We start from the raw sequence: 14,555 nt of genomic DNA on the forward strand, positions 1-14,555 counted from the left end.
CCGAAATATCAGGAAGCAGAGGCAGAGAGTTTCTCTTGCTTAGTATCCGTCAGATAGGAAAAAGTTGCCTTAACATCGAGAGATAGTTGAGCGATAGAGTTTCGGTTCCGAACTGGGAGTGGGAGCAGGGCGCTGCCAGTCGTCCAACGTTCGCCATTTTCAACATCTTTGTTCCAGCCCGAAAGCGGCTCATCCGATATATGTGTCGTAACTGGGATGATGGTGTTGTTTTCACTCAGCGTTATTGTCCCGATGCAGACACCGAGATATCGGCGGTCATCAACAAACGGACCAATGACATCACTTGGGCGGCTTGCCCGTGATGTGATACGTACGCTTTGTATATGAGACGGAATCACGAACAAATATTGATTGTTTATGGTCCGTGTTGGGTAGAGCACTGTCCCGTTATCAGCAATCAGATGGATGTTGGCGTCTTCTGTTACATTTTTAAGATGATCTGTGGCTTCTAGCCCAAGCAATTGAGCGCGGAGAGAAAATTTCTCAAACAGAGGCTCAACAAAGGCCCGGTCAACAGTCAGAGGCGCAGCAGCATTCCCCCATGTTTTTGAGGGATGGCCGCCCAGAGTCACCACTGTTCCCGAGGAACGGAATGAGTGCCTGTTTCCGGTATCAAGGTAGCTTTCAGTCAGAGCGCCGTCAGCCATAATGACAGAGTGATCATCTGTTTCGATATGATAATAGGTGTATGACGAGATGGTTTTATCGTAAAAAATGGTCTGATTATTGACCAGCATGCGGACGGGAACAAATTTTCCGTCAAGAAATAGACAATGCTCTGAAGTAATCAGCATATCTTTATAGGGGACACCATCAGAGAGTGCATTTTTAAGGATGCGGACGGGCCAGCCTGCGAGATCATCAGGATGATTGGGTTTGACTGTACATGCCGCTTTTCCTGCCCAACTGACCGTGCGCGTAATGGGCGAGCCATTTACGTAGGCCGTAATAGTGTCACCGACAGTCAGGCTTTCGACAGGACAGTCACCCGTTGGAGTGCTTATAAGGGTCCCGGCTAAAAAACAGACAGTGAGTTCGTTATTGCTATTGGTTGTTGCAACGACTTGCAAGCTGCCTGAGGCTGATGAGGAGTCAGGGTAAATAGCCCCAATACCATAACTATCTCCTGACGATGTAATTGTGCCTAAGGTTTGTCCGGAGCTGTTTTTAAGTGTAATGACTGAAATATCTGTCTTTTTTGTATAAGTAACAGAGCTTTTGCTTAAAGAGACACCGTTTGATTTTAAAAATGTTAATACGTTACTATGGTTTATTCCAAAATTCCCACTTATGGTGAGATTAATGGGCTTTGTAGCCGAAAGATTTGTTAGCTGAATATTGGACTTTTCGCCTGAAAAATCAAAACTGGTATCGGTATCTGTGGCAGCGTTAAAAACTATTGTCTGATTATTGCTGACTGTAATGGTCATTTGGAATCTCCATTCGTGTGATATTTTTTAACCAAGCTTCAAAAGAGAAGGCAACCTATAAAATCAACCTCACGATTCTTTGTTAGAAAAATAAAATCACACTCACTACGATGAGCACAAGGATTTCCGTTCCGAATACAGCGATCATTGGGTGTGGAGGATAAGGTGTCTGAAATAACGAATAAGATCCGGTCTCTGGCAGAAAAAAACAGGTGTATTTTAGTAATAATCTCTTCTGTCTTGATTGGGGTGGGAATACCTTTCTGTGCAAAAGCGGATGAACCTCAATACGGGGCGGAGCTTGAAGGGTTTACTTACCCTTATCCGGTAAAGTACTACGCGTTTTCATCCCAACGGCAGTCCCTTCATATGGCGTATATGGATGTGCCGCCGCGCTCTCCTAATGGGCGAACGGCCGTGTTGCTGCATGGCAAGAATTTTTGTGCTGCAACGTGGCAGCAGACCATACAGGAACTGGCGGCTGCCGGTTTCAGGGTGGTTGCACCAGACCAAATCGGCTTTTGCAAATCGAGCAAACCGGCAGCATATCAATTCAGTTTTCAGCAACTGGCCCGTAACACACATGATTTGCTGACTAATCTGGGGATAAAAGATCCTGTTCTGATTGGCCATTCAACCGGGGGCATGTTGGCGGTACGGTATGCCTTGATGTACCCTGCGCAGACTGCACAACTGGTTCTGGTTGACCCTATTGGCTTGGAAGACTGGAAAGCCAAGGGCGTGCCACCGTTGAGCGTGGACCAATGGTATGACCGCGAGCGGGCGACAACTGCTGACAGCATACGCGCGTATGAAAAGCAGACGTATTACGCAGGCGACTGGCGGCCTGATTATGAAAAATGGGTACAGATGTTAGCCGGGCTATACCGCGGGCCAGGAAAGCTGGCTGTCGCATGGAATTCGGCCCTGCTTTACGACATGATCTATACACAGCCTGTGTATTATGAATTGGGAAATATAACTGTTCCCACAACGCTGATTATTGGTGATAAAGATAATACAGCCATTGGAAAGGCCTCAGCGCCGCCAGATGTGCAAAAGCAGTTAGGGCATTATCCAGAACTGGGTCGAGCGGCTGCAAAGACTATTCCTAATGCGAAGCTGATTGAATTCGCCGATTTGGGACATTCCCCGCAAATTCAGGACCCGGTTGGTTTTCATAAGGTGTTGTTACAGGTTCTTTCCGAAAAACAGGGCCAAAAACGCTAAGTGTGATTGTTTCTGCGTTTAGCAGGGTCACGGCGCTTCTTATTATGCAGGCATAACGTGCAGCCAAGACTGATAATGGCTGCATACAGGCCCAGTAGTCCAATATGGGCAATAAGAAGACGGCCCGCATTGTGGGAAAGACTACCGACAAAAAAAGAGGCAGCCAGAAGCAGAAATCCAAACGCACGTATCAGGATCTGCTGTTTGTGGGGCAGTGGTGGCGTGAAAAGTTCTGATGCCTGCCGTGGGGTGGCGGCTGCCAGCAGACATACGGCCAGAAGCCCGATGAAGGAGAGCGGTAGAAGCATTAGCTCTGTTTTTTTCGATACGGGGTGTAGCGCATGGCGTAACGCATGAGGACTGCAATCCCGAGTGACACCAGAGATACCGCCCACTCGATAGGGGAGTGTGGTATGCCACCAATCAGGGAAATAATTAGGCAGGTCAGGCTGCTTATTGCCAAGGTTTCTCGCCACGCTGCATTAGGTCGTCTGACCATCGCGAACAGAAGAATGGCGGCCCAAATGCAGAAAACGGCTCTGACTTCCATTTGAGCACGGTTGGCAAGGAATGGTGGCAAAACACGATTAGCAATGAAATAGCCAGCGAATGCGGTTGGAGTGCCCATCATCATGCCAATATTCAGGCGTTCGACCAGTTTAAACCCCAGCCCTTGCTGACGGTGACAACGCTTGCTGGTCCAGAGTTGCAGCCCTGTGCAGATAAGGGCTGCAAGACTCAGGCCGGATAAAAAATAAAGCCAGCGCGTAACGTAAGGCGCAAAATACGCTACGTGTAACCCGTAAAGAAAACGATAAAACCCCATGACAGGGCGAGTTTCCCTGTGTTCTGCCAGCAGCTTACCTGTAATGCCGTCGTAACTGAGCGTATGATTTTCAACGCCTACGCCAGACACGCTGGGAATAGCGTTAAAGGTGATAACAGCGTTGCTGTCTGACGGGTTGGTAACGGTGATACGCGCCAGGCCATTGGGGGCAAAGTGATGCCTTACATCCGCAAGCAGTGGGCCGAACGCGGTGAGGGAACCGGGTTTCCCGCTGGCTTCACGTTCGATAGTCGCTGGGCTGAAATCATGGGTTAGGGCAGAAAAATCCTGCTTATAAAGCGTTGTCAGACCCCAGGGCATGATCATGTTGGCGAGGGTGATTGCGCCTGTAAAGGCAATCATCAAGTGAAAAGGCAGCGCCACGACCCCCAACAGATTATGAGCATCCAGCCAGCTTCTTTGTCCTTTGCCGGGACGAAAGGTGAAAAAATCCAGAAAAATGCGTTTGTGGGCAACAATTCCTGTTAGCAGGATCAACACAAGGGCCAGTGCGGCTACGGCGGCAATCAGTCGTCCCCATGGGTAAGGCAGTTGCAGTTCAAAGTGGAACCGGAAAAAGAACTCTCCGCCCAATGTGTCGCGTAAAACATCGGGGGCACCTGTTTTGGGATCAAGCGCATGTTGAGCGTAAGAGGTCCCGTCCTCCCAAACCGCATAGGTAAAAGGAGTACGGGGGCTTGGTGCTTCCAGATACCACGCAGGCGCGTGTGCTGCGTGAGCGGTAAGCCAGCCGATGGCAGCTTGTGTTGCTGTATCCGCGTCAGTTAGTCGGCCATGCAGTTCAGGCCGCATCCATGAACTAATTTCAGGCCGAAAGACGCTTAACGTGCCTGCCAGCGTAATGGCCAGAAGTAGCCAGCCAATAACCAACCCTGACCATGTATGAAGCCACGCCATGGAGGCACGGAATGTGGGTTTCATGGTCTCCATCCACCCAGAATGGCGGCACTTGCCAGACATATGGCAACGCATAGAACCATACCCCATGCACGGACCGCCGTGCGGGCAGCAAAGCAGACCATGACCATAATCGGCCAGCAGATCAGCCCCATCAGCGTGGAGATAATGGTGGCGTCCAGCCGCGCCAGCGGCAGCAAGCGTGCGGAGGCAATAGCCAGCAGAGAGGCGCAAAGATACCCCCCACCGACACCGGCAAGGATGCGGCCAGCAATAATCAGTCGGTCATGCTTGGTCAGCAGGTTGGTTTTTTTTGTCTTGTGCTCTGATAAGGCGCTAACAGGCCCGGCGGAGGGAAAGGGGGCTCCCATTTATCGTGTTCCGTCTGTAAAACGCGTGCCGCGCTTTTGCTTGGTCGGGCAACGCGTGAAAATAACGGAATACATGGACAGGCCCTTCGGTTACGGGCTGCACCATGTTGGTTGTGAGACTGATTCGCAATAAGAGAATGTAGAAAACGAACATTTTGGCTGTTTTGTAAGGCGTCGGGCTGAACCATATTCCGTCCACCACATAATCGACAGGAAGCTCTGGTGTCTTAAAGGGGCTCCCAAAAACCGGCCTTTTTCTGCGGTCTGGAGCATGTTGTGCGCAGCTATCCCGCCTAAATCCCGGAATTGTCCCGTCTTTCATCCACAGATTCTGTGGATAACACCGTTGGGGGCGGTAAGGTGTCAGGCGTGGGGCAGGGCTGCGGCTTCGTTCAGAAGTTCCTGCTCATGCACATCAAGCTGGCGGGACAGCAGGCGTTCCGTTTCATCATTGATTTTACGGTCGTGCAGAAGTTCGCGCAGTCTTTTTCGTTGTGCACGGATAATCCGTAATCTGATGGCAACTTCTGTACGCCGGTTACGCAATGACATTTCGCGGTTGGTGCCGGGGTCGGGCTGTTTGCTATCAAGTGTTTGTTGAAGTTCCTGATATTCCTGCAACAGAAGGGGCACGGCATGTGCAATTTCGGCCGCATCGGTCGGGGCTGCAGCATCAGTTTTGCTGCGCGTGGTTTCGTTTTTCAGCACCATTAATGCGACATTGACCATTTCTAGTCGTGTCGCATCCAGTTCCTGCTGTGTGCCTGTAATTTGCGATGGGAGAGGTAGCAGGCGGAGGGCAAAAGGCAGCAAGAGACTGGCCATAATCAGGGAACTGATAATCACCCCCGCAGCGAGCGTAATCAGCAAGGCCCGTTCAGGAAAATCGGTTGCAGGGGGTAGGGTCAGAATAGCTGCCAGAGTAATGGTGCCTCGGGTGCCCGCCAGTGCCAGCACCAGCTTTTCACCCCAACTTGGCACAACGCAGGGAATATGGCGCAGTCGGGCAACGCACTGACGAACAAAAGCTGACAGCGTCACCCAGATCAGGCGGATGAGTGTCATGACAGCCTGAAGGCCCAGAATGGCCAGAAGCAGGCTCCATAAAGAGAGCCCTTCAGACTGAATGGTAGCTTGTGCTTCCTGAACAAGGTGAGGAAGCTGAAGACCAAGAAGCAGAAACACCAGACCATTCAGCGTGAACGACACCATGTCCCATATCGCGGTGGCCCGCATGCGGGTTTCAATCTGGGTTTCATTCATCACCCCTGTCAGCCGAATGGTCATGCCACCTGCAACAACCGCCAGAATGCCGGAGGTGGAGATATGCTCGGCTGCCAGATACACGGCAAAAGGAATCATCAGCGCCAGAAGGGCATGGCTTGGTGGGTCATCATACCCACGCCGCAGCAGGAAGATTTCCAGCCTGCTGGAAAGCATGCCAATGACAATGCCGGTCAGAATACCGCCCAGAGCAACCCAGACAAAATTGGCTGATGCTGCTTTTAGTGAAAAAAGCCCTGTCGTTGCGGCAGCGACGGCAAACTTGAAACAGACCAGACCCGATGCGTCATTCAGCAGTGCTTCACCACTGAGCAGATAGAGAATACGGGGCGGGACACGCCCACCGCGCAGAATACCAGATACTGAAATGGCATCTGTCGGGGAAAGGGCTCCTGCCAAGGCAAACGCCGCGGCAAGCGAGATTGCGGGTAGAAGCCAATGCAGGAAATAACCGCCACCTGTTGTGCTTAAAACTACCAGCCCAACAGACATGGCGGCAATTATGTGCCGTAACTCCCCAAATTCACGCATGGGAATACGGTAGGCATCGACAAACAGCAGCGGCGAGATGAACAGCAGCAGAAACAGGTTGTTATCAAGCCCAACATTCAAACCGGCCAAAGCCGCCGTGGCTCCCGCCGCAATCTGGAGCAGCGGCATGGGGATATGCAGGTTGAGAACACGGGCAATAATGCCCGTCACCCCCGTGATGGTGAGAAGCGACAGCGCGAGGAGTGTTTCTTGCATTGCGGGGGGCGGGTTTTCCTGACAGGCGACAGCATGAGGCTGGCCGCTAAAAAGCATCTGGCCAGTATCATAAGCCGGAGGGGCAGACCAGCAATCCGTTTCGGGTAACGGCTCCGCGTTAATGGGCTATCTGCTCTCTGGCAGCGACCTAAGTGCTGGTCGGGGAATAGTCTGTTGTCAGCCCCCAGCGGTTATACGCATTCAATGCGCAACAATCCCGGAGTTGTTCTGCGTCTTATCCACAGATTCTGTGGATAACGAAAAGAGGCTGCCTACTGAACCCAAACCTGTGAGAAGAAAACCTGATTGACGGTTGTGTAGAAAAAATTACCTAACCGGGGAGAGGTAATCAGCACTGTATCTTTCTCAATCAATGGCGCGATAGGTGCTTGTTCCATTACCAGTCTGTCTGCCTGCCGCCATAAGGCTTCAGTTTGTTGCTGGGTAAGCGAAACATCGGTTTTTGCACGGTCCATCAGGGTCTGAATCTGTTTGTTGCAGAAACCCGGAATGTTGATGGAACTGTCAGAATTGGGGTGAAAGTTCTCACACCCCAGAAGATCATCCAGAAAGTTGGAAGGTGAGGGATAATCCGCCGACCAGTCTTTGAGCGCTATCTGCACTTTGTTGGATGAATTCTGCATGTAATTGAACGCGACCGAACTGCTTAGGGGCCGCAGGGTGGCTTGATAGCCAATAGCCTGCAGCATGTCGCGGATCCATGTGCCCATGGCTAGGTCAATACTGGTGTTGGCGGTTATCAGCGTTACTTTCTGGCCGCTTGTGCCGCTTTCCTTTACCAGTTGGCGTGCTTTTTCCAGATCCGGACTATGCCATGTCTGCGCCGGGGCAGAAGGCGAGGCTTCTTTGGTATAAAAGCAGAAATCGGTCGCGGCGGGCAGGGACGATGGCAACATGCCGCACAGGGGGCGGGCAATGCCGGGGCCACCATAAAAAATGACCATCGCCTTGCGGTTAACGGCATAATTGACGGCCTGCCGTGCCTTCTGCACGTTGAATGGCGGCAGATTGACGTTCATGGGCAGAAAATACATGGCCGCGTGTGGCATGACATAGGTCTGGGCCGTATAGCGACTACCTAATTCACCGAGGCGATCCATCGGAATGGCGTCAGCCATCCAGTCATACTGTCCGTTTTCAACCGCTGTAACCGCCGCTTCATCCGGGATGCCAAAGGTGTAAGCAATCGCGTCCGGATAACCTTCGGGTTGGGCCTCCGCGCTCCATTGCCTGAAAGCCGGGTTGCGGCCAAGAGTGAGAAACTTGTTCGGGTCGTAAGCGGTAATGGCATAAGGGCCAGTGCTGGGAATAGGCACATTGCCACTATCATGATCGGGTGTTTCTGCCGGAACAATAACGGCGTGAGTAAACGCCAGCTTTTGGAGAAATTCAGTATCAGGCTGTGTCAGGTGGAAGGTGACTGTGCGCCGCGCCGGGTCTTCCTCAAGCCCGCCTTTCAGCGTGCAGGTGGCCGGTGTTTTCAGGCAGGCCTCAGCCCCGACAATCGCAGAGTAAAATGACCCGGCAGTGGGAGAGCCAACCTTGAAAATACGACGGATAGAGGCTGTGACATCCGCCGTGGTCAGGGTTTTACCGTTTGAAAACCGGATGTCTGGCCGCAGAGTAAACACATAGGTCAGTCCCCCATCCTGCGGTGTGGGCAGGTTTTCTGCCAGATCAGCCACGACTGTATTGCCATCAGGCCCCGGGACTTTTTTGAACGTCGTCAGACCGTCATACACGACAGCAAACAGGTTGATGTATTTGGCCGTATAATTGATCTGCGGATCAAGCGTGCCGCCAGATGCCGAGGCAACCAGCCGCAATGTGCCCCCACGATGCTGGGCCAGAAGTGTTGGGGAAATAATCTGGCCATCCGTCGCAGCACGCGCTGCCTGCCCGAACGCCGAGGGGGCGGTCAGGCCACAGCCTAGGGCCGCCAGGCAGGCAAAACCGAAACGGAAAGCACGCGGGGCCAGAGCCCTCTTACTGCGCGTTAGGGGCATTCGTTTCCACAGCGGGCGGTGTGGTCTGATCTGGGCTGAGGAAATGGGAAAAGCTTTTGAACAGCGAACTAAGCAAGAAAATGCCCAGAATCAGCGTAACAATGACAATACCCAGACGCACCAGTTTATTCGGCATAAAACCGTTCCTTATCGGTAAGAAGATGAGGATGATGCAGGCGGTTTATACCAGCGCGGATACTGTTCCCCATGATGTGTGCGGGGATGGTAAATGTGCTGCGGGTGTGAGTCGTCAGCACAGGCGCTCAGGCCCAGAAGGCTTACAAGCATCAGGCCCGGAAGCGCCAGAAAATGGCATGTGAAACGTTTCATGCCCAAACCATACTGATATTCGGGGCGGCAGGAAAGACGTGATCCGTCACGCGCCCCCAACACCTTTGCCGACCATATCCAGCGGATTAACAAGCCGGTCAAAGGTTTCCCCATCCAGATAACCTGATTTCAGCGCGGCTTCACGCAGGCTGAGGTCATGTTCAATGGCAATATGGGCAATTTCTGCTGCTTTATCATACCCGATAGCCGGACTGAGTGCTGTAACCAGCATGACAGAGCCGTTGACATAATGCGCCAGCTTGTCCCGGTTCAGGGATGTCCCTTCAACCGAGAAAACGCGGAAATTATGACAGCCATCTGCCAGAATGCGGATACTGTGCAGACAGTTTGCCAGAATGACGGGGCGCATGACGTTCAGGTCAAGCTGGCCCTGACTGGCGGCAACAGCGACTGTGTTATCGTTTCCCAGAACCTGAGTTGCAATCATGACCATGGCTTCACACTGGGTTGGGTTCACCTTGCCGGGCATGATGGAAGAACCGGGTTCATTTTCAGGGAGCAGAAGTTCGCCCAGACCACAGCGCGGGCCGGATGCCAGCCAGCGCATGTCATTGGCAATTTTCAGCAGCGGTACAGCCAGCCCCCGCAACCCGGCAGAGGCTCGGACCATGGCATCAAGCCCGCTTAATGCTGCAAATTTATTCGGCGCAGTCTTGAACGGACGCCCAGTCAGGGCCGCTATTTTTGCAGCAATCGCCTTGCTGAAGCCTGCTGGCGCATTCAGGCCTGTGCCAACCGCCGTGCCGCCTGCGGCCAGTTCAAACAGGGCTTCACGCGCATGGCGCAGATTTTTCAGGGCGTCTTCAAGCAGACTGGCCCAGCCTGACCATTCCTGCCCGACTGTCAGTGGCACAGCGTCCTGTAAATGGGTGCGGCCAATTTTGACCACGTCCATCCATTCATCCGCTTTGCTACGCAGGGTTTCGATCAGTTTTTCAACCGATGGGATGAGACGATCTTCTATCTCAAGGAGTGTGACAACGTGCATGGCTGTGGGGAAGGAGTCATTGCTCGACTGCCCCATATTCACATCATCATTGGGATGGATGGGTTTTTGTGACCCGATTTCTCCGCCAACCAACTGTATGGCCCGATTGGCAATGACTTCATTAACATTCATGTTGGTCTGGGTGCCGGACCCTGTCTGCCAGACAAAAAGCGGAAAATGGTCATCCAGCTTGCCTTCCGTGACTTCATCCGCCACGCGGGCAATCAGGTCAGCTTTCCATTCCGGCATACGGCCTTCCGCAGCGTTAACCAGTGCCGCTGCTTTTTTAACAATACCATAGGCATGGTACAGCGGCAGGGGCATGCGGTCTGTGCCGATTGAAAAATGCACCAGACTGCGCTGGGTCTGCGCACCCCAGTATTTGTTGGCCGGAACCTCAATCTGCCCCATCGAATCCCGCTCGCTGCGCGTCCCTTCGGCCTGAATGCCAATGGGGCAGGGGGTAATGGTTGGTATTGCTGTCATGGTCAGGTTCCCTCTGTTTCGGGCTTGGGCCGTCTACTGGCCGCACAGGATGCGGGGTTCTGGGGCATAATATGGGGCTGATAACGTCTGTGGCAGCGTACGGGCGGCACAAAGAAAGGTCACAAGTCAGCGACCAATCGGCTTTTGGCGCGTTAGTGCTTCGTGCGGCGTCAGGGGATGGGGAGATATTTATGTTCTTGATGAAATATCTTCAGAAGGTGTGGTCTGACCGATCGGTCATATGCTAGAAGCGAAAAAAATAAATTCCGGGACAGCCCGCCATTTTGGTGCCGTATCACCGTGGTAAGGAGTGCCTGTGAAAAAAATAAGATGGATTTTGGACGGAGAGGCTGAGACGGCATGGCGGTAACTGGTCTGGCTGCGGTACTGCTTGCCATTGGTCTTCTTCTTGTCATTGTCAGCACGGTGCAGCCGATTGCGCGCAGGCTGGAACTTTCTGAAACCGTGCTGCTGGCTATTGTCGGCATTATTATTGGTAGTCTGGCAGATTTCGCGCTGCGTAATTCGCATTTGTCAGCCCTGAACGGGCTGGCGGAAATGCTGCTTGATTTCCCCATTAACAGTGAAGCGTTTCTGCTTATCTTCCTGCCCGTTCTGGTGTTTCAGGGCGCGTTGGCTATTGATGTCAGGCGTCTGGCGCATGAAACCGCCACGGTTCTGCTTCTTGCCGTTGTGGCCGTCGTGGTTTCTACCGCGACCATTGGCTTTGCCCTGCTGCCTTTTGCGGGTATGCCGCTGGTGGTGTGCCTGCTGTTGGGGTCAATTGTCGCGACAACCGACCCATCCGCTGTCGCGGGTATTTTCCGTGACATTGGAGCCGCAACCCGTTTGACACGACTGGTTGAAGGGGAGGCGTTGCTGAATGACGCAGCGGCTATTTCCATCTTCTCCATCCTGTTGCCGTCAGTCACATTGCACCACGCCATTCACCCCGGTGAAGCGGTTATTTCCTTCGTGGTGTCCTTTGTCGGGGCGTTGATTGTCGGGGTGGTATTTGGCCAATTGACCCTGATGATGATTACGGCTCTGGGCGGTTCTCCCGCGGCCGAAATCACGCTGACTGTCGCCCTGCCATATGTGGCCTATATTGTTTCAGATGAATTTCTGGGTGTTTCCGGTGTGGTGGCAACGGCTGCGGCAGGGTTGACGCTGTCCGTCTATGGGCCATCGACCTTCAGACCGCAGACATGGTTGTTCCTGAACCAGTTGTGGCAACAGCTTGTGTTCTGGGCAGGGTCGTTGGTGTTCGTGCTGGCTTCCATGCTGGTGCCGCATCTGCTGGTTGGCATGACACGTTGGGATTGCGTGTTGATCCTGATTGCCAGTGTTGCTGGGCTTGCGGCGCGTGGCGCGGTGGTGTTCGGGCTGCTGCCTTTTCTGGCCATGACCAAGCTTTCGCCTCCTGTGCCCACACCGTTCAAGGTGACCATGGTGTGGGGTGGTTTGCGTGGAGCCATTACGTTGGCGCTGGCGCTGGCTGTTACTGAAAACGAACGTGTTTCCACCCCTGTGGCGCACTTCATCGGTATTCTGGCGACTGGCTTTGTGCTGATTACCCTGTTGCTGAATGGCACAACGCTGCGGTCACTGGTGCTGTTTCTCAAGCTGGATAAGCTTTCCCCCATTGATGAAGCGATGCGGCATCAGGTGCTAAGCATCGGTCTGGACAATGTGAAGGAGCGCGCCGCCAAACTGGGTGATGAGCTTGGTTTTTCAGTTGATTCAACGCAATCTGTTTTGCAGCAGGTTGATCGCCGAGCACATGAGGAACAGGCCGCCAATGAGTTTGATACGGCGTTGGGCGATACCCAGCGTGTGAATCTGGCCCTGATTACCATAGCCAGTCAGGAACGGTCTGTTCTGCTTGATCTGTTCCGTATTCAGGGCCTGTCACGCCGTGTGATGGAAACTCTGTTGCGTAGTAGTGAAGCGGCGATTGACGGTGCGCGCCTTGAAGGGCGTCTGGGTTACGTGCGTGCCCTGCGGCGGCGGCTAAGTCCGTCGTTGCGTTTCAAAACGGCGCAGTGGGTCCATAATCACCTACATATCGATCGGCCCTTGATGCTGTGTATGGCCGAACGGTTTGAAATGCTGATGGTGGCACATTTTGTGTCCATCTCTCTGACCCGCTTTATGCGCGAACGGCTGGAACCTACCCTTGGCCCCCGTATTGGGGAAATTGTGGCCGAGGTTCTTCAACGTCAGCGCAAGTTGCTGAATGAGGCGCTGGAGACATTGCGCCTTCATTATCATGGCTATTCAGAAGCACTTGAAAACCGGATTTTCCGGCAGATTGTGCTGCGTCTGGAAGGCGAGGAATATGACTCGCTGCTTTCTGAATCGCTGATCAGTGATGAACTGAACCGCGAACTGATGAAAGAACTGGAACGCCGCCGCAGTCGTCTGGACAAGCCGCTTAGCTTTGATCTGAAAAGCGGTATTGAAAACCGCTTGAAACATGCGGCTGTGTTCCGTGGTTTGCCGGGGGCTGAGCTGCACGATCTGGCAACGACAACATCCCTGCGTTTTGTTGCCCCGCAGGAATTGATCTGCCGACGGGGCCGCAGAATTCGCAATGTCTACTTTATTAGTGCAGGGCTGGCTGAATCGCACGTTGCGGAGCGGGATATTCTGTATGGCGCGGGTGATCTGATTGGTGCGTTGGGCGCACACAAGAATATCCGGTGTTCTGCCAGCATTCGTGCCGTGCAGTTCGGGCATTTCATGGTAATCAGTGCGTCGCGCTTCCGTCGTTTGGTGGAGGAATATCCGATTGTGCTGGAAAACATCGAGAACCTTCGGCGCAGGCGCGAAGAAGGTGAACGTGCCATCAAACTGGTGCCCGGCCAGAAGATAGAAGGCGACGATGCTGAACGTCCGGGTGTTGCGGCACAGGCGTTGCTGGGCGTTGACCGCAACAGGCTGCCGCCGCCCGCAACATCCTCCTGATGGGCCGTGAGCCGAAGAGCATATAGCTTCGGAATGGACACCTAATAAAAAGGGCTCCCTGCATGATGCGGGGAGCCCTTTTTGCGGAGAAGATGACTTTATTCAGAAGCCGTTTGAAGGCGGCAACTGGTTGTGCTCGCTCTGGCGGAGGGCGAGGCCGATCTGCACCCAGCCAATGCCGCTGGCAATCAGTTCTACAGCAATGAAGGTGCCAATTAGCCACAGGCCAGACCACGGTAGCGTGAAATAGAGGCTCAGGCCGACCAGCAGGCTGATCACACCACCAAACAGCACAATCCCCCAGCCCGGAAGGGGACGGGACTGAATGGCCAGAATGCAGCGCATGATGCCCACGACAATGAAGCAGGCCGCAGCAAACAGCGTGATTAGACCTGCGCCCGTGACAGGTTCTTCAATAATCATGACACCGGCAATGATGTAGAGCACACCGGCGAGGAAAGAGAACAGAAAGCCGCTCCAGTCACGCACGGCGAAGGCGTGGATCATCTGCATGACGCCCGCAATAATCAGCAGCACACCGATAAAAATGGTGCTGGCCAACGTGACAGAAACGGCGTCAATCGCGGCAATGAAACCAAGAGCTATCAGGGCGATACCCAGCCCCACAAACAGCCCCCATTTTCTGGCGAATGGCATGGCAAAATATCCTTTTTGACCGTTATGCGGCTATATTACGCTACTTTGCCAAAGACAGACAGAAATACCGCTACCGGATGGATGCAAACCAGACGGGTGACGCCAGAAAGCCTGATAAACTGGCTTTCTATAACGCCGGTCAGGCTGCATGAGTTGACAGAAGCACCGTCTTTCCGTAATGGCTGCCCCCATTGTCGGGAATGTGGACAGGACGGCTGCCAGATGGACTATGCTCCCATCTGGTGGTGA

13 protein-coding genes are annotated in these 14,555 nt (G+C 53.3%); 3 read left to right on the forward strand and 10 right to left on the reverse strand.

Going from position 1 to position 14,555, the window contains the following annotated elements:
* Nucleotides 1–8: 8 nt before the first annotated feature.
* Nucleotides 9–1,451: a Hint domain-containing protein gene (locus Abin_RS01050; RefSeq protein WP_048844520.1), complete on the reverse strand. Its 1,443-nt coding sequence runs from the start codon at nt 1,449–1,451 to the stop codon at nt 9–11.
* A gap of 369 nt (nt 1,452–1,820) precedes the next feature.
* Between Abin_RS01050 and Abin_RS01055 the strand changes: the two genes are divergently transcribed.
* The gene (locus tag Abin_RS01055; RefSeq protein WP_255319396.1) at nt 1,821–2,681 is read left to right on the forward strand and encodes an alpha/beta fold hydrolase; all 861 of its coding nucleotides are present in this window, start codon (nt 1,821–1,823) and stop codon (nt 2,679–2,681) included.
* On the opposite strand, the gene Abin_RS01060 is transcribed toward Abin_RS01055, so the two are convergent.
* From Abin_RS01060 to fumC, 8 genes are all read right to left on the reverse strand, one after another.
* Nucleotides 2,678–2,989, reverse strand: coding sequence for a DUF3325 family protein (locus Abin_RS01060; protein ID WP_048844521.1), 312 nt, complete (start codon nt 2,987–2,989; stop codon nt 2,678–2,680). The two genes, Abin_RS01055 and Abin_RS01060, sit on opposite strands and share 4 nt — an antisense overlap.
* On the reverse strand, nt 2,989–4,449 hold the full coding sequence (locus Abin_RS01065) for a PepSY-associated TM helix domain-containing protein (RefSeq protein WP_255319395.1): 1,461 nt from the start codon (nt 4,447–4,449) through the stop codon (nt 2,989–2,991). The genes Abin_RS01060 and Abin_RS01065 overlap by 1 nt, the downstream gene beginning before the upstream one ends.
* A complete protein-coding gene (locus tag Abin_RS01070; protein ID WP_048844522.1) occupies nt 4,446–4,796 on the reverse strand; it encodes a hypothetical protein in 351 nt (116 codons plus the stop codon). Before Abin_RS01070 ends, Abin_RS01065 begins: the two co-directional genes overlap by 4 nt.
* Before the next feature lie 363 nt (nt 4,797–5,159).
* Entirely contained in the window at nt 5,160–6,884 is a 1,725-nt protein-coding gene (locus Abin_RS01075) for a Na+/H+ antiporter (RefSeq protein ID WP_253642125.1), read from the reverse strand.
* A gap of 215 nt (nt 6,885–7,099) precedes the next feature.
* Nucleotides 7,100–8,854, reverse strand: coding sequence for an ABC transporter substrate-binding protein (locus Abin_RS01080; RefSeq protein WP_048844523.1), 1,755 nt, complete (start codon nt 8,852–8,854; stop codon nt 7,100–7,102).
* Nucleotides 8,835–8,990 carry a hypothetical protein gene (locus Abin_RS01085; protein WP_158319874.1) on the reverse strand — a complete coding sequence of 52 codons (156 nt, stop codon included), beginning with the start codon at nt 8,988–8,990 and terminating at the stop codon, nt 8,835–8,837. Before Abin_RS01085 ends, Abin_RS01080 begins: the two co-directional genes overlap by 20 nt.
* A gap of 11 nt (nt 8,991–9,001) precedes the next feature.
* Nucleotides 9,002–9,184 carry a hypothetical protein gene (locus Abin_RS01090; protein WP_143217134.1) on the reverse strand — a complete coding sequence of 61 codons (183 nt, stop codon included), beginning with the start codon at nt 9,182–9,184 and terminating at the stop codon, nt 9,002–9,004.
* A 46-nt stretch (nt 9,185–9,230) separates the two neighbouring features.
* Nucleotides 9,231–10,679, reverse strand: a complete 1,449-nt coding sequence (gene fumC, locus Abin_RS01095) for a class II fumarate hydratase (RefSeq protein ID WP_048844524.1) — start codon at nt 10,677–10,679, stop codon at nt 9,231–9,233.
* 360 nt (nt 10,680–11,039) lie between these two features.
* Between fumC and nhaK2 the strand changes: the two genes are divergently transcribed.
* On the forward strand, nt 11,040–13,649 hold the full coding sequence (gene nhaK2 / locus Abin_RS01100) for a Na+/H+ antiporter NhaK2 (protein ID WP_048844525.1): 2,610 nt from the start codon (nt 11,040–11,042) through the stop codon (nt 13,647–13,649).
* A gap of 102 nt (nt 13,650–13,751) precedes the next feature.
* Here the strand turns inward: nhaK2 and Abin_RS01105 are convergent, their stop codons facing one another.
* A complete protein-coding gene (locus tag Abin_RS01105) occupies nt 13,752–14,306 on the reverse strand; it encodes an HdeD family acid-resistance protein (protein WP_048844526.1) in 555 nt (184 codons plus the stop codon).
* On the opposite strand from Abin_RS01105, the gene Abin_RS01110 reads away from it, so the two are divergent.
* Nucleotides 14,300–14,458, forward strand: coding sequence for a hypothetical protein (locus Abin_RS01110; RefSeq protein ID WP_158319875.1), 159 nt, complete (start codon nt 14,300–14,302; stop codon nt 14,456–14,458). The genes Abin_RS01105 and Abin_RS01110 overlap by 7 nt on opposite strands.
* Nucleotides 14,459–14,555: the final 97 nt, after the last annotated feature.

Origin of the sequence: Acetobacter indonesiensis, from assembly GCF_000963945.1 — a bacterium.
GTDB lineage: Bacteria > Pseudomonadota > Alphaproteobacteria > Acetobacterales > Acetobacteraceae > Acetobacter > Acetobacter indonesiensis.

Excerpts from the sequence above, each read along its gene's own strand:
- Abin_RS01060 (WP_048844521.1), bottom strand. The coding sequence starts at position 2,989 with ATGCTTCTACCGCTCTCCTTCATCGGGCTTCTGGCCGTATGTCTGCTG.
- Abin_RS01075 (WP_253642125.1), bottom strand. The coding sequence starts at position 6,884 with ATGCTTTTTAGCGGCCAGCCTCATGCTGTCGCCTGTCAGGAAAACCCG.
- Abin_RS01110 (WP_158319875.1), top strand. The coding sequence starts at position 14,300 with ATGGCATGGCAAAATATCCTTTTTGACCGTTATGCGGCTATATTACGC.
- nhaK2 (WP_048844525.1), top strand. The coding sequence starts at position 11,040 with ATGGCGGTAACTGGTCTGGCTGCGGTACTGCTTGCCATTGGTCTTCTT.
- Abin_RS01080 (WP_048844523.1), bottom strand. The coding sequence starts at position 8,854 with ATGCCCCTAACGCGCAGTAAGAGGGCTCTGGCCCCGCGTGCTTTCCGT.
- Abin_RS01090 (WP_143217134.1), bottom strand. The coding sequence starts at position 9,184 with ATGAAACGTTTCACATGCCATTTTCTGGCGCTTCCGGGCCTGATGCTT.
- Abin_RS01050 (WP_048844520.1), bottom strand. The coding sequence starts at position 1,451 with ATGACCATTACAGTCAGCAATAATCAGACAATAGTTTTTAACGCTGCC.
- Abin_RS01105 (WP_048844526.1), bottom strand. The coding sequence starts at position 14,306 with ATGCCATTCGCCAGAAAATGGGGGCTGTTTGTGGGGCTGGGTATCGCC.
- Abin_RS01055 (WP_255319396.1), top strand. The coding sequence starts at position 1,821 with ATGGCGTATATGGATGTGCCGCCGCGCTCTCCTAATGGGCGAACGGCC.
- Abin_RS01085 (WP_158319874.1), bottom strand. The coding sequence starts at position 8,990 with ATGCCGAATAAACTGGTGCGTCTGGGTATTGTCATTGTTACGCTGATT.
- Abin_RS01065 (WP_255319395.1), bottom strand. The coding sequence starts at position 4,449 with ATGAAACCCACATTCCGTGCCTCCATGGCGTGGCTTCATACATGGTCA.
- fumC (WP_048844524.1), bottom strand. The coding sequence starts at position 10,679 with ATGACAGCAATACCAACCATTACCCCCTGCCCCATTGGCATTCAGGCC.
- Abin_RS01070 (WP_048844522.1), bottom strand. The coding sequence starts at position 4,796 with ATGGGAGCCCCCTTTCCCTCCGCCGGGCCTGTTAGCGCCTTATCAGAG.